This window comes from Flavobacterium sp. KKT103 (assembly GCF_055640565.1).
Genome location: NZ_CM145766.1, coordinates 424,512 through 439,537 on the forward strand (window position 1 = coordinate 424,512; position 15,026 = coordinate 439,537).

The 15,026-nt window shown below is 35.5% G+C and carries 16 protein-coding genes; 6 read left to right on the forward strand and 10 right to left on the reverse strand.

Annotated features, from left to right (window positions below; translation table 11 throughout):
• The first annotated feature begins 92 nt into the window (after positions 1-92).
• The 3 genes from ACZ2G0_RS01755 to ACZ2G0_RS01765 all read left to right on the forward strand — a co-directional run bounded on the left by ACZ2G0_RS01755 (position 93) and on the right by ACZ2G0_RS01765 (position 2,827).
• Positions 93-470 carry a GxxExxY protein gene (locus ACZ2G0_RS01755; protein ID WP_470308735.1) on the forward strand — a complete coding sequence of 126 codons (378 nt, stop codon included), beginning with the start codon at positions 93-95 and terminating at the stop codon, positions 468-470.
• A gap of 69 nt (positions 471-539) precedes the next feature.
• Positions 540-1,661, forward strand: a complete 1,122-nt coding sequence (thiH, locus tag ACZ2G0_RS01760; protein ID WP_470308736.1) for a 2-iminoacetate synthase ThiH — start codon at positions 540-542, stop codon at positions 1,659-1,661.
• 455 nt (positions 1,662-2,116) lie between these two features.
• Positions 2,117-2,827, forward strand: coding sequence for a HesA/MoeB/ThiF family protein (locus ACZ2G0_RS01765; RefSeq protein ID WP_470308737.1), 711 nt, complete (start codon positions 2,117-2,119; stop codon positions 2,825-2,827).
• 584 nt (positions 2,828-3,411) lie between these two features.
• Here ACZ2G0_RS01765 and aat read toward each other — a convergent pair.
• Positions 3,412-4,053 (reverse strand): leucyl/phenylalanyl-tRNA--protein transferase, encoded by a 642-nt coding sequence (gene aat, locus ACZ2G0_RS01770; RefSeq protein ID WP_470308738.1) that lies wholly within the window; start codon positions 4,051-4,053, stop codon positions 3,412-3,414.
• Positions 4,054-4,122: 69 nt separating this feature from the next.
• Between aat and ACZ2G0_RS01775 the strand changes: the two genes are divergently transcribed.
• On the forward strand, positions 4,123-4,860 hold the full coding sequence (locus ACZ2G0_RS01775; protein ID WP_470308739.1) for a phosphatase PAP2 family protein: 738 nt from the start codon (positions 4,123-4,125) through the stop codon (positions 4,858-4,860).
• 54 nt (positions 4,861-4,914) lie between these two features.
• Here the strand turns inward: ACZ2G0_RS01775 and ACZ2G0_RS01780 are convergent, their stop codons facing one another.
• Positions 4,915-5,295: a DUF3127 domain-containing protein gene (locus ACZ2G0_RS01780; RefSeq protein ID WP_300288665.1), complete on the reverse strand. Its 381-nt coding sequence runs from the start codon at positions 5,293-5,295 to the stop codon at positions 4,915-4,917.
• Positions 5,296-5,323: 28 nt separating this feature from the next.
• Positions 5,324-6,199, reverse strand: coding sequence for a flavin reductase family protein (locus tag ACZ2G0_RS01785; RefSeq protein ID WP_470308740.1), 876 nt, complete (start codon positions 6,197-6,199; stop codon positions 5,324-5,326).
• A 167-nt stretch (positions 6,200-6,366) separates the two neighbouring features.
• On the opposite strand from ACZ2G0_RS01785, the gene ACZ2G0_RS01790 reads away from it, so the two are divergent.
• On the forward strand, positions 6,367-7,515 hold the full coding sequence (locus ACZ2G0_RS01790; RefSeq protein ID WP_470308741.1) for a sensor histidine kinase: 1,149 nt from the start codon (positions 6,367-6,369) through the stop codon (positions 7,513-7,515).
• 16 nt (positions 7,516-7,531) lie between these two features.
• Here the strand turns inward: ACZ2G0_RS01790 and ACZ2G0_RS01795 are convergent, their stop codons facing one another.
• The 3 genes from ACZ2G0_RS01795 to greA form a co-directional block, all read right to left on the reverse strand.
• Entirely contained in the window at positions 7,532-8,686 is a 1,155-nt protein-coding gene (locus ACZ2G0_RS01795; protein ID WP_470308742.1) for a transglutaminase domain-containing protein, read from the reverse strand.
• 86 nt (positions 8,687-8,772) lie between these two features.
• Complete coding sequence (locus tag ACZ2G0_RS01800; RefSeq protein WP_470308743.1) at positions 8,773-9,162, reverse strand: HIT family protein; 390 nt, start codon at positions 9,160-9,162, stop codon at positions 8,773-8,775.
• Positions 9,163-9,205: 43 nt separating this feature from the next.
• Positions 9,206-9,682, reverse strand: coding sequence for a transcription elongation factor GreA (greA, locus tag ACZ2G0_RS01805; protein WP_300288670.1), 477 nt, complete (start codon positions 9,680-9,682; stop codon positions 9,206-9,208).
• Between the two features lie 163 nt (positions 9,683-9,845).
• Here greA and ACZ2G0_RS01810 point away from each other — a divergent pair, with 163 nt between their 5' ends.
• Positions 9,846-10,262, forward strand: coding sequence for a Rieske (2Fe-2S) protein (locus ACZ2G0_RS01810; RefSeq protein ID WP_300288671.1), 417 nt, complete (start codon positions 9,846-9,848; stop codon positions 10,260-10,262).
• A 4-nt stretch (positions 10,263-10,266) separates the two neighbouring features.
• On the opposite strand, the gene ACZ2G0_RS01815 is transcribed toward ACZ2G0_RS01810, so the two are convergent.
• The 4 genes from ACZ2G0_RS01815 to ACZ2G0_RS01830 all read right to left on the reverse strand — a co-directional run bounded on the left by ACZ2G0_RS01815 (position 10,267) and on the right by ACZ2G0_RS01830 (position 15,011).
• The gene (locus tag ACZ2G0_RS01815) at positions 10,267-12,936 is read right to left on the reverse strand and encodes a carboxypeptidase-like regulatory domain-containing protein (protein WP_470308744.1); all 2,670 of its coding nucleotides are present in this window, start codon (positions 12,934-12,936) and stop codon (positions 10,267-10,269) included.
• 6 nt (positions 12,937-12,942) lie between these two features.
• Positions 12,943-13,653 (reverse strand): GLPGLI family protein, encoded by a 711-nt coding sequence (locus tag ACZ2G0_RS01820; protein ID WP_470308745.1) that lies wholly within the window; start codon positions 13,651-13,653, stop codon positions 12,943-12,945.
• A 59-nt stretch (positions 13,654-13,712) separates the two neighbouring features.
• Complete coding sequence (locus ACZ2G0_RS01825; protein WP_470308746.1) at positions 13,713-13,961, reverse strand: hypothetical protein; 249 nt, start codon at positions 13,959-13,961, stop codon at positions 13,713-13,715.
• A 330-nt stretch (positions 13,962-14,291) separates the two neighbouring features.
• A complete protein-coding gene (locus tag ACZ2G0_RS01830) occupies positions 14,292-15,011 on the reverse strand; it encodes a GLPGLI family protein (RefSeq protein WP_470308747.1) in 720 nt (239 codons plus the stop codon).
• Between the last annotated feature and the right edge of the window lie 15 nt (positions 15,012-15,026).

A 15,026-nucleotide genomic window follows, 5' to 3' on the forward strand; every position in this document is an offset into this window, starting at 1 on the left:
AAACAATCTACTGATTTGTAACATTTTAAAACATGTAATAAGAATCATTTGGAAGCAAATTATTACTTTTAATAAAATATAAATTCTTAATAATGACTGAAAACGAAATATCATTTGGAATTAGAGGTGCTATTTTCAAAGTTTATAATACACTTGGTTCTGGCTTATTTGAGTCTTTTTATGAAAGTGCATTGTATTATGAATTAACTAAGTTGAAATTAAAAGTTGAAAGACAAGTAGAAATCAATATTCCATACGAGGACATCATTTTAGATGTAGGGTTTAGAATTGATTTATTGGTTGAAGACAAAGTAGTCATTGAAATAAAGTCCGTGACAGATTTAGCTCCTATTCATTATAAACAAATCACAAACTATTTAAAACTAACGAATAAAAAGCTTGGCATACTTGTCAACTTCAACACAGTAACAATTTTAAATGATATTAAACGCGTAGCAAATAACCTGTAAAATATCAGCGCAAATCTGCAAAATCTGCGTGCGTGATCAACATTGTACTTACAATAACCTAAAGCACTAATGACAACATTCAAATCTACTTTCGAACAATACAATTGGGATGAAATCCAATTCAAAATTTACGCTAGTACTGCAAAGCAAGTGGAGCAAGCCTTAGCCAAATCTAAGAGAGACTTAGATGATTTTTTGGTTTTGATTTCCCCAGCTGCGCAACCTTACTTAGAGGAAATGGCGCAAGAATGCCATGAACTAACTAAAAAACGTTTTGGTAAAACCATCCAGATGTATGCTCCCTTATATGTTAGTAACGAATGCCAGAACATTTGTACCTACTGTGGCTTTAGTCTTGACAATAAAATTAAACGAAAGACCTTGCTAGACTCGGAGATTAGGCAAGAAGTAGCAGCATTGAAAGCATTGGGTTTTGACCATGTATTGTTAGTTGCTGGAGAGGCAAATTATACGGTGAATATCAACTACTTTCTAAACGCTGTTGATGTAATCAAGAATGACTTTTCGATTATTTCGATTGAGGTACAACCACTTTCGCAAGAAGAATACGAACGTTTGCATGAAGCTGGTGTGTACTCCGTGTTAGTGTATCAGGAAACCTATCATCAGGAAGTGTATAAAAAGTATCATACTAAAGGGAAGAAATCCAACTTTGATTTTAGACTAGATACTCCAGACCGCATTGGGAAAGCGGGCATACACAAAATAGGATTGGGTGTGTTATTGGGTTTAGAAGATTGGCGAACAGATAGTTTTTTTAATGCCTTGCATCTAGATTACTTACAAAAAACCTATTGGCAAACGAAGTACTCCGTTTCGTTTCCAAGATTACGACCAGCAGAAGGTACTGCTCCACCTAACTTTATTATGGACGATCGAGATTTGACTCAGCTGATTTGCGCTTATCGTTTGTGGAATGAAGACTTGGAGATTTCGATTTCGACTCGAGAGAATGAAAACTTTAGAAACAACATTATCCCTATTGGAACGACCAGCATCAGTGCGGGTTCAAAAACAAATCCTGGTGGTTATGTGGTCGATCCCCAATCGTTAGAGCAATTCGAAATTAGTGACGAGCGCTCTGTAGCAGAGATTGCAGACATTATTAGATCTAAAGGCTACGAGCCCGTCTGGAAAGATTGGGATAAAACTTTTAGTCAAATGTCTTAAAGTCGAATATCAAAAGTCCCTAGAGCGCTTTTTTTTGGAACATAATCACAATGCTATTTTACGTTGACTTTTGACTCTGATACACAAATAAAAATACATTGCGATAAAGAAAGTTCTCGACTTCGCTCGAACTGACAGCTTATTGACTAATTACTTTTAACTAATAACTTTTCACTAGCTACTAATTACTATTCACTTAGGATGAAATGAATTACCGCTTAAAAAAGGTTCTCGACTCCGCTCGAACTGACAGCCGATTTGCTAATTACTATTAACCAATAACTTTTCACTAATTACTAATCACTTATTACTATTCACTTAATATAAAATAAATTACCACTTAAAAAAGGTTCACGACTCCGCTCGAACTGACAGCTAATTTGCTAATTACTAATCACTTTTCACTAGTAGCTAATTACTAATCACTTTTCACTAATTACTAATTACTCAAAAAAATGAGCATTATACAAGATTTTTTACGTTACAACCGCCAAGTGATGTTACCCGAAGTGGGTGACGCTGGGCAAGCAAAAATTAAAAAAGCCAAAGTTTTGGTTATCGGTGCGGGAGGTTTGGGTTGTCCTATTTTACAATATTTGGCTACGGCTGGTGTTGGCACTATTGGTATCGTTGATTTTGATACTATCGAAATTCACAACCTGCACCGTCAAATTTTATATGCTGAAGATCAAGTGGGATTATCAAAAGCTGCAACTGCCAAAGCGACTTTGCAAAAATTAAATCCGTTGATTGAAGTTATTGCTATTCCGGAAAAGGTAACTGCAGTGAATGCGGCTTCTATCTTGAATGACTTTGATATTATCGTCGATGGCTCAGATAATTTTGCTACCCGTTATTTAGTTAACGATACTTGTGTGAGTCTGGCTAAAACATTGATTTATGGTAGTATTTTAGGTTTTGAAGGACAAGTTGCTGTTTTTAACCATCGAAAGAGTAAAAACCTGAGAGACTTGTTTCCAGATTCGCCTGACCCAAAGGATGTGCCTAATTGTAATAGGAATGGTGTGCTAGGTACTTTACCTGGGATGATTGGGACCATGATGGCGCATGAGACATTGAAGGTGATATTGGAATTGCCTTGTTTAAGGAATGAGTTGGTTTTGTTTAATACGTTGAATTGGCAGTTTACGAAGTTAAAGTTTTAGGTTTTTTTTGAGTTACTGAGTTGTGAAGCTGCAAAGTTGAAAAGTCAAAAGTCTTAAAGTTTGAAAGTCGAAAATCATAAAGAAAGCTCGATTGTGGGAAATTAGAACGCGGATGACACGGATTTTTTTATTGAGTTGCAGAGTTACAGAGTTGCAGAGTTGCAAAGTTACAGAGTCGCAAAGTTGAAAATTCAAAAGTCGAAAGTCTTAAAGTTTAAAAGTTAGAAGGGAAGTTCGATTACAGCTTGTGGCACGCAGATTCCGCAGATTCCGCAGATTTTTTTGCCGAGTTGCAAAGTCGAAAGTCTTAATGTGGATGGTAATTACTTGATTTTGATACGCACGTAATTTAGATTCAAGCAGCTTTAAAAATTGTTCTCCTTAGCTTTATTATGTAGTGAACTTCTCAGTGCTTACAATTTTCTTCGTGACAGGGATGTGTTTTGCCCCAGATGGGAGGGGAAAGCCCGGAGGGAAAAAACTATTTTTTCTAGGCGTAAAAGAGCGACCGCAGGAAGCTCCTTTTATGACTTTAGAAAAAAAGGTTTTGACCGAGGACTTGTACCGTACAGCTGGATTAGGCTCTACTTATTATCTTTAAGAATCGAAATGAAATCTTCACGTGGTATTTCGCGGCAGCCCAAGCTTTCTAGATGTTCGTTATAGACTTGGCAGTCTAATAACTTGTAATTTTCTTGTTGTAATTGGCGGATTAAGGTGATAAAGGCGACTTTGCTTGCGTTCGAAACTTTTGAAAACATGCTTTCGCCACAGAAAACATGACCCAAATCGATCCCGTAGAGGCCGCCTACTATCTGGCCATCTTGCCACACCTCAACCGATTTTGCGATTCCTAATTCATGCAAATTGCAATAGGCTTCGATCATGTCATTAGTAATCCAAGTTCCGTTTTGACCGTCGCGTTTTATTTGTTGGCAATTAGAAATTACCTCTCTAAAATTTTGATTAAAAGTAACTGTAAATGTATTGCGGTTAAGGACGTTTCGCATACTTTTAGTCACCACCAACTCGTCTAGAAATAAAACCATACGCGGGTTAGGCGACCACCACGTGATGGGTTCGCCATCTTCAAACCAAGGAAAAATGCCGCTTTTATAGGCCAACTGTAACCGCGCTACTGATAAATCGCCACCCAAGGCAATAATTCCCGAAGAATGCGTTAGTGATACGTCAGGAAAAAACAAATCTTGGGATAAATAATACATATTGTTCTTATTATAATTAGACTATAAAGTTCTATTTTTGATCAAAGCACTATCAAATTAACTACTACAATGAAAAAAACATTTTTTTTACTTTTACTCATTTTGATGAGTCCGTTATTGCAAATGTATGGACAAAATGTGGATTCTTTAAAGGTGCAAAATAAACTATCGTACAAATCATTTATAGCTCCGGCCGCGCTATTGACCACTGGAGCCTTTTTATTAAATTCGGAGTTTAATGGTGATATTCAAACAAAATCAGGTAAAATTTTTGGCTCAACTTTTAGTTCCGGTGCCGATAATATTTTTCCGTTTGTTCCCATTGCTCAAATCTATATGGGGAAATCTTTGGGGTTTGAATCCAAAACAAATTATAGAAATCAAACTGTGAATATTCTTGTAGCCAATACTGCGACTGTGATTGTTACAGAAATTGCTAAACGAATTGCAAAGAGAGAACGTCCCGACTTATCGGACAATTTAAGTTTTCCTTCAGGGCATTCGGCTGTCGCGTTTACAAACGCTACCTTATTGTATTATGAGTATAAGGATTCTAATTTTTGGTACGCCAGTAGTGGCTTTTTATTTGCGGGTGCAACGGCGGCTTTTAGACTTGCTAATAATAAGCATTTTGCATCAGATGTACTTGCTGGAGCAGGAATAGGAATGGCATCAGGAATTATCTTTTCGCATGTGAGTCCGTTGAAAGCCTTTAGAGTTTCTAAGAAAACAAATACAACGGCTTTTGTATATCCTCAAATAGGAAATCAAATAGGTTTGGGCGCCGTGATTAACCCTAATTTTTAAGCATAAAAAAAGCCTTGAAATTACTCTCAAGGCTACTATTTTTATTGCTAATGATTAAAAAGGCAAATCGTCTGGCTCTTCCTCATTAAGGTTCGTAGCTGGTGCAAATGCTTGTGCAGCCGGCATAGGTGGAGCTTGTCCTGCAGCAGGAGCTTCAGCTTGTAGCTTAGCAATTCTCCATCCTTGAATAGTATTGAAGTAAACGGTTTCGCCTTGCGCGTTAGTCCACTCTCTACCTCTTAAATTAATATCGATTTTAACAGCTTCTCCTACTTGAAAACTATTTAGTAAGTCACATTTATCTTGAACAAATTGTACAGAAATATGCTGTGGATACTGCTCATCAGTTGTTACAACAACATCTCTCTTTTTGAAACCTCCAGATCCAACTTCTTTAGTTTGATCGATCATTTTAATTTTTCCTGTAACTTCCATCTTCTATAATTTAATTGTTTTGCTCTAATTATTTTTTTGCCAAAAGCACCTTCCATGCTGATAAAACATCATTCTCATTCAAGTACTTTTTCGCTTCTAAGTACACATTTTCCTGATCATCCGAGCTTAACACTCCTTTAATCGAAAAATTTTCTTTTACAAATATACTAACTTCTTCGGTGCTAGGCAAGGCTTCTATATTCCCTAATTTACCTAAATCATTTCCGTCGAAAACAGGACTTTTTCTAACAGGTTCAGGAATAGCGTCTACACCAACTCCCAGCGTCGTTAATGGCTTAGGCACTTCAAACAAACCTTGGTTCGATCTCCCATACCAATTGCCTCCTAACCTCGATACCAAGTCAATTTTATATTGATCTATTGCTCCGTTTTCGTCCAAAACGGCTTCATGGATGTGTATTTTCACTACCTCGCACAAAACTAAATTTCCAGCTCCACCTTCCTCACCAAGGGCAATAATTTGAGTTACTTTGCATTCAAATTGCACTGGAGATTCTTTCACTCTAAAGGGCTTTACAAGATCAGATGGAACTTGCGTTAATCCTGATTTGATGAATTCGTTCACGCCATCAGCATACTCTGTGCTCGCTAATGAGGTTTGTTGTACCATATCGTAATTAACCACATTAATGACTACTTCTTTAGTCGCTTCGCAGTTGATTAACGTATGTTTTATACTATTATCACGAACTCTACGTGAGGGTGAAAAAACAAGAATTGGCGGGTTTGCACTAAATACATTAAAAAAACTGAAAGGAGATAAATTGGGATTCCCATCACTATCAACGGTACTCGCAAAAGCAATAGGTCTTGGTCCTACTGAACCTTGCAGGTATCCTTGTAGTTTGGCTGTGGTAATACTTTTAGGGTCAATCGTAATCATGCTTTGTTTTTTTAGGTATCTAGTTACAAAAGTAAGGAAATCGTTCTAGTATAAAAAGAGTCGCGATGGATTTATAAATAGAATCGAAAGTGAATACGCTACATTGCAATAAAATCTAAAATATTACGATAGAAATTTCGTTATATTTATAGCTCAAAATCTACTCTATGCAGTTTTCTGAAAGACGAAACACCAGTCGCTGGCTTATTATTTTTACTTCCTTTTTTATCATTACTCTGATACTTTGGAACACCTATACTTTTTTTCAAATTTTTAAAAATGAAGAACGTCTAAAAATGAACCTTTGGGCCAAAGCACAAAAAACGCTTATCAACGCAGGTGAAAACACTGATGTGGAACTTCCCTTGCAGATTTTTAGTAACAATACCACCATTCCGATTATTTTAACGGAAAACGATAGCATTATAAACGCAGTTAATATTGCTGACGAAATTATTAATGATAAAAAAAACGCTGCTCAATTTCTCGCCACTTTAAAAAATGATAATGACCCAATAGTTATTGAATATGTACCTGGCCGCTTCCAGAAATTATATTACGGTAATAGTGAATTATTAAATAAGCTAAAATACTATCCAGTGGCCTTGCTACTTATCATCGTGTTATTTGCTGCCTTGGTCTATTATTTTTACCGCAGTACAAAAATTGCTACGCAAAATAAATTGTGGGCCGGAATGGCCAAAGAAACCGCACACCAAATTGGAACTCCACTTTCCTCATTAATAGGATGGGTCGAAATATTAAAAGCAGATAATGTAGACGAATCGATTACTGCGGAAATTGAAAAAGATATTGATCGCTTGCAAACGATAACCGAACGTTTCTCTAAAATAGGATCCGAGCCTGTTTTAGAACGCAGCGACATTGTTGCCGAAACCATCGCGTCCTACACCTATTTACAATCTCGTTTTTCAAAACAAATTGCGTTTACTTTTGAAGCACCGGACACACCTATTTTTGTAAAACTAAACCCTACACTGCACAGCTGGACGATCGAAAACCTAGTAAAAAATGCGATTGATGCTATGAAAGGGAAAGGAAGTCTCGATTTACGAATTAGCCAGGACCAAGATCAGGTGAGAATTAGCGTTAAAGACAGCGGCAGCGGTATCAGTAAAAATCAATTTAAGACCGTGTTTGAACCTGGGTTTACCACTAAAAAAAGAGGTTGGGGATTGGGATTGTCCTTAACCAAGCGAATTGTAGAGGAATACCATAAAGGAATTATTAAAGTACTGCAGTCCGAAATAGGAAAAGGAACTACTATGCAAATGATTTTTAAAAAAGAAGCATGATGCAAGGGCAACCTATTTAATACACTCTTTTATAAAACATTTTTTCTCGGCTAGTTGGCGATTTTGAAACGTACTGATATACAAAGTTCTTGTGCTCAATTGTCATTTGCAGCGCTGCGCTTAACGACTGTTGCAGTCCGTTTACACTTTGCCTGTTAGCATCACTCAAATGCCCTAGATTGCCTAATGACTTTTGGCACCACAGCAATTTATCATAGGGACTCAGAATCATATTTTTGATCAGATTATCATTTTTTAACGGCTTAAACTGTCTGTTTTTAAAGGAAATGAATTGATTTAATTCCGCTACGCCCTCGTTGTATTTTTTTAAGATAAGATTCAGTTGTTCAAAAGAGCGCTCCTCTTGTATATAAGTTATTTTCTTGTCATTATAGGATAGCATCTCAGCAATCATCGCGTTCGTAATGCCGTTTTCACGAATTCTTTTTGATGATGCTATTAGTTGTTGTTCCTCGTCTTGCATTGCTGCTTTGGCAATTTCTTTTTCAAAATCAACGTACTTTTTTGTTTTAGTAGGCAACAGCTTTCCTGAAGTGAATTCTGCATTGGTAACAGGATAATTTAAAAACTGCCATACATAGTCATAAGGCATGTGAGAGCTAATCATTTCCTGCGGTTGCACTTTGTAATAGGTATCTCGTAGTCGCTTTTTAAACTGACCACCATCAATATAACCTGCCGCCCAGGTAGGATCAAAAAGGTACCATTTGCCACTTAGTTTCGAGGCACACCAAGCATGAGGAATACGACCGACTTCGCCATACTGCTTCGTATAGCCTCTAATAATTACAGTTTCGACTCCTAGTTTATTGGCTAAATCACTAAAAACCTCAGCATAATTTTTACAAACTCCTTTTCGGGATTTTAAGGTTTTTGCAATTCGATCTTCGAGCAATTGGTCTTGTTGCAGCGATTTAATATTAGCCAAATCGTAACTGATGTTAGCGGTTGTCCAATAAAATACGGCTCGTATTCTATCATCAGGAGTAGTGAATTTAGATTGAATGTAATTGGCAATAGCGGCTGTAGAAACGGTTGCGCTGGTGGGGATTTTAGAAATGGGACTGTCTATCCTGCTGTAATCTGCTTTGGCTTGACCAAAACTGAAAGACACATAAAATAAAGTAAAAAATAAACGGAGAGATTTCATTGGTATGGGGAGGCTTTCGTTTAAAATAGAAGGAACTATCTGGCTTTAAACGAAAACCATACCAATTTATTGGGTTGTACTAAAAATTACAGTTTCGAAGCAATGCTGGCTGCTAGTTGTTCGAATTCTTCTTTAGTTAAAGTAACTTTATTTTGAAAGCGAATCTCGTCCATGGCGTTCAACGGGATCAGGTGTACATGTGCATGTGGTACTTCGAGACCAATCACCGACATTCCTACTCGCTTGCAGGGTACTGCTTGCTCAAGAGCGATAGCGATCTTTCTAGAAAAATGCATCAGTCCTAAATAATGTGCCTCGTCCATTTCGAAAATTTTATCAATTTCGAACTTAGGAATACAAAGCGTGTGCCCTTTGGCATTTGGATTTACATCTAAAAAAGCCAAATAATTTTCGTCTTCGGCAATTTTATAGCAAGGGATTTCTCCGTTTACAATTTTGGTGAATATGGAACTCATCGTAAATACAATTTTGGTTTTAAATCAAATTAGCTAGTAAGGTTTACTCTCTTGAGATTTCTAAAATTTCAAATTTCAAGACACCATTAGGCACAGTGATTTCAGCAACATCACCTACTGATTTTCCTAGCAATCCTTTCCCGATAGGGGAAGTAACTGATATTTTTCCGGTTTTCAAGTCGGCTTCACTTTCAGCAACCAAAGTGTATTTCATTTCCATGCCGTTAGTTTGGTTTTTGATCTTTACAATCGAAAGCACCAAAACTTTAGATAGATCTAGATTAGATTCATCTATCAATCTCGCGTTAGAATGAACTTCCTCTAGTTTAGCAATACGCATTTCTAGCATTCCTTGAGCTTCTTTGGCTGCATCGTATTCAGCGTTTTCAGACAAGTCACCTTTATCTCTAGCCTCGGCAATATCAGCAGATGCCTTTGGACGCATTACATTTTTTAAATAATCTAATTCTTCTCTTAATTTCTTTAATCCTTCTGCGGTATAATAAGATATTGCGCTCATAGTTTGGTCGTTTATATAAATAGAAAAAATCCCATCAGGACGGGATTTCTTTCCACAAAGATACTAATAATTTTTAAAGTCTATAATTATATGTTAATCATATCTATTTCAAAGTTAAATAATTTAAATTTGTTTTACTAATAGTTCCAACTTATTTTAAAACATGAAAAAATCACTGCTTCTACTGCTTCTACTTCCTTTGTTTATGGGATGTAGCGATAATGGTTTTAATAATAACAATCCTTTTTTATCTAATTATTCGTTTACCGCTGACTTGAATCTAAACTTACCGGCTTACTCCAATTTAAAATTTGCAAGTAATGCAATTTATTATTCTAGTCCAGCCGTTCCACGTGGTATTTTTATTTTTAATACGGGAAGTGGTTTTAATGCATTCGATGCCGCTTGTCCTAATCAAGCCATCAGTAGCTGCTCGACCATGACACTCAAAGGTATTAATGTAGTTTGTGCTTGCGACAATACAGAATATAGTTTATTTACAGGACAAGGCGGAAAGCAATATCCTTTGAAACAATACCGAGTAGAAGCTAATGGAACAAATCTTCGCGTTTACAATTAAGATTTTACAGTTTATAACTCACTGAAAATAGTAGCACGCGTGGTAAAACATACGTAGTTCGCTCACTAATTAAATAATCAGAGATCGAATAATCATTCTTTACCTTATTATCGAATATATTATTGGCAGTAAGTTCAAACCCAAACGGACTGTTTTTTTTCTGATAACGAAGGGAAGTATTTGCAATATCATAAAAATTAGTTTGCCCGTTGTTATTTGTGTTTTTAAGGTTTTCATAATTTACCTTAACGGTCCAAAATTTAAAAACCGACGCGTCAAAACTCGTACTCAAAGCATCCGTCTTAAAACTAGACTGCGTTAATCCTGACAACTGACTGAAGCCTTTATTGTATCCCACACTAAATCCCGGCCATTTCCTGTAAGCCGTTTTAAACACTACACCAAGATTTTGACTGTTTCGGTCATTGGTGGTGACTACTGAATTAATGTTTTGAGTGTAATTAAACCAACTCAATCGAGAATTGAATCTAAGATTAAAGCGATAGATGCGTTTACTAAAAGACCCGCTTACATTATAATTCGTCTCAGGATTATCGGTTAAAATAGGTGTATTGAACTGATTGATTCCGTCAAGCAGAATCTCGTTTCGTATGGTTTTTACCTTTTTATTAAAGGTAGCATTAGCGTTCCAAGTGATGCCGCGGTATAAATTAGTTTTAGTGTAACGCAAGTTAGCGGTATGGAACTGCTCGTTTTCTAAAAGGGCATTACCTTTATAAACTAAATTATAATTTTGAAGAGTAAAGTTGCTCGCCAACCTACTTACTTCCGGAAAACCATTCTCTAACTTGTAGGTGAAACTTAGCGATTCGGATTTATTGAACTCGTAATCACTATTCCATTGGGGCTGAAAAAGGAACTTAGATAAAGTGGTCGTACTTCCTAATTGAGACGTTCGTAAATCATAATTGTGTAAATACAAACCCGGTTTATTAATCCATTTTCCTATTTGAAACTTATATTCTAAACCTATGTAAACATCATTTAAGCGGTAGTCTACTTCATTGCCAAAGCCTGCTGTCGCAAAATCATTCGTATTACCATTAGTTAGCAGTTGCTTTTCGGAAGTAGAAAAAGTGGAACTACCGAAATTATTCCCCACATTAGTGTACAAATGATTGAAATTATTGATTATCCAATAATGCTTGAACAACGCATCGACACTATTATTAGTCACTTTTTTGATTTGGTTGATGGTGTAGGTTGCATCATTTTGAAGCGGAATCAATCCCGATAAAAAAGGCTGATCTGTAAACCACCGACTCGAAGGCGTGTTTTTTTCGTAGGCTTGGTTGACTACCAAAGTCGTTGTATTGTGCTCATTTATACTCTTATGCCACTCCATATACTGTTTTACAGCGGTATTATCAGCTTTGCTAATGGTTTCAAAAGTACTTGCGTTGGTATTCGTAATCGAATTGATCGTGCTTGCAAAATCGTTGGTGCTTGATTGGTACTGGGCATTATAATACCATTTTTCCTTAGCGGATGGCGAGTAATCAAACTTTAGGTTTCCAATTCCTAAAACGGTGCTATTGGTTCCGTTTTGAAGTTTGTTTTCAAAAGTAATGGCGTTGCTTTGCAAGTAATCGTTTTTAGCTTCAGATTTTGAAGCCATAAATACTTTCGAAAAAATAGCAAATCCCGAAATCGTTAATTTAGACGATGTATCATGACTAAAATTAAAAGCACTCAATTGCGATTTATTCTGGACTACATCTTGATTGTCATTGGTTAGTGAATATAAGTTAGTAAGTGATTTTCTGTTGGACAAAAAACTACTCATTCCGCCGCCAAAGCGCATTAAATCATCAAAAGTAAAAGTACTCTTGCCAATGTTATTGGCATCGCCTATAAAACTCAAATTAGTTTTAGGAGCATAATAAAACAAGGAAGCATGAGCGAGATAAAATCCGTTATCGGCGTTGCCTACTTCAGCGCCAGCTTCGATATCACCAAAAACAAACTTTTTTTTATCTTCTTTCAGTTTTACATTCATGGCCAAGTCATCACTGTCTGACACTTGCTTCATAAAACCTACTTCGTTAAAATTGTCTATTACTTCAATTTTATCTAATGCATCAGCAGGAATGTTCTCTACAGCTAATTTAGAGCCACCACCAAAAAATGACTTTCCTTCTACCAGCATTTTAGTTACCTTTTTTCCTTGTACGGTAACTCCGCCGTTTTTATCCACTTCTACCCCAGGTAGCTTTTCCAAAATTTCTTTCATTTTGCGTTCGTTTCCATTCGCAAAACTCTTAACATCAAAAGTCATGGTGTCTTTCTTGATGATAATCGGCTTGAACTCGTGTTTTATGACGATCTCTTTGAGTTGTTCTCCGCTAGACTTTAGATTAAAATCGTGGGTAGTCACTGCTGAAGTAGCCTCAAGGACAAATACCTCCTCAATAAAGCTAATGTAAGAAACAGTGATTTCGTACTTAACCTCTTTGTCTAGTTCCAAGCGATAGCGTCCTTTATTATCAGCGATAGCAAACTTAAGGCTCGCTTTTTCTTGCAAAGGTTTCGCGATCACATTAGCCGATTCTAATGGTTTATTTGTATCGTCAGAAACCACTCCTGTAATGGTGCGGGATTGCGAGAAGGAAAGAGTGGTGAAAAGAAAGAAAAGAAAGAAACTCTTAATCATTAATGCTTAATTTGAAAGTACTTTTTTAGAATATTGTTCTTCACTTATTATTTTTCCTTTCGGAAAGTCAATTAATACCTCTTCATTAACAACTTTGACTGATGAAGCATAAAACGTGGTCTCCCGATCTATTAATTCTAAAATAAGTCCCGGTAATCCATTAAAATATTTAGGGCCATAAGAGTATGGCAAACTAGGTGCGAACCATGCTATTATTGGAATACTCATATTAACACCTCTCCTATTAATAAATTTCATCTGATAAATTGCTTTATAACATAAATAACCATCTATGTTCTTAGTATCAGTTGTTACCTCCCAATCTAACTTTTCATGATTAATTTTTATTAAATTACCATTATCATCTCTCTTTATTGCCTTGTTGGTACTTTTGTCAAAAAAATAATCGTTCCCATTAGTTACAATAAAAGCCATGGTTCTAGCCATCTTTTTTAACCCGCTATTTTGATCATTAGCAATTAAATATCTATCTAAAACTGAACTTGATTGAAAATTGTTAAAACTGAGTGTACATGTTTGTGAATTTGCAATTTTTACAGTTTCTTCATTTAACTCTTTAAATTCTGGATCTTTACTGTCTACCCCGTAATCTACTAGTTTAATTTTGTATATAACCGTACCTGAAACTGTTTGCCCAAAACATAAGGATGCAAAAAGTAATGGCATAAAAAGCGATAATATTTCTATTTTTCTCATAACTTAAAAATATTAATCACCCAAAACTACTATGAGTTTTGGTTGATTGTAAAAACTAATTAATTAGCGGAAATCGACGCCGTTTTTCCGCCATCATAACATCCTTGTAAATAACCTTGATAAGCAGCTTCACATTCTTGATTAGTCTTAGTACCGTTTGGATCACAAACGTTAGTGATATAATTCATAGCTTTTGTATAGCAATCATCAGCTACAACTTTTGCTTTTTTTACTTCTTTTGTACCTGCCATTGCAGACACACTAAATGCCACCACTGCTAGAGCGGTAAATACTAATTTTTTACTCACCACAACAATTTTTTTGGTGTTCGTGAATCTTCGATTTCATTTTCTAATTCGGTTTAAATTTATATTTTTAGATTTTATTAAGTAGGATATCAAGATATTCATTAAAATGTAATTACTTGAAGAGCAACAAACATTCTTAAGACGGTTTAACGGTCTAAGATTAAGATTTTCTATTGAAATTCTACTATGTGTAATGTATACCTCCCACTTATTTGTTGTGTTTTTTGATATTATGTATTTTACATTCCGATATGACAAGTTAAATTAATTGGAAATATACTTAAATCAAAATAGTTCCTTAGTGATTGCTTTATAAACTGACACCATGAATCATCTAATTGAACCAGTAGTGTTTTCGACAGTTTTCTCAACAATTTTGTAAAATTCAGTTTCTGATATTATTTTACTATTTACCTCTTTAATCATCAACTTCAAATCGGTGCCTAGCTCGATTTTTGAAGCCAAAAATGTAATTTTATCATCTTGTAACTCCAATATCAAGCCCGGTAAGTCTCCAAATTCTTTGGGGCCGTTTTTTATAGGTATTGCAGGACAGTACCATGCTTCAATGACATGAACACGGTTTTTCTGTTTTAGCCTAAGAAACTTATTTCTCACAGCTTTAAAACAAGTATAACCATTGATTATCTTCTGCTCATTTTGCAATTCCCATTGAGAAACTGAATCTACTTTAACAAAAAAGATTTCATTTGAAAAATCAACTTTTTTAATAATATGATTCTTAACTTGATCTTTAAAAAAATCATTATTCCCTGCAAAAGCTCTCGCTAATCTTGCAGATCTTTGATTAAAATCTAACATTGATTCTAAATAAAAATTAGATCTTTGATCTTTTACAACAAGAATATAAGTCAATCTTGCTAGTGCTTCATCAACACCAATAAACGAACTCGCAACCTTACTTTTAACTACCTCTTCATTTTTCTCCAAAGATCCTCCTGTAGGTATTACAGAATAACTTATTTTTGCATTAGTTTGAGAAAATAATGTCATACTAGCAAAAAATAAAATAATAGCAAAATACTTCATATTTAAAAAATTAAC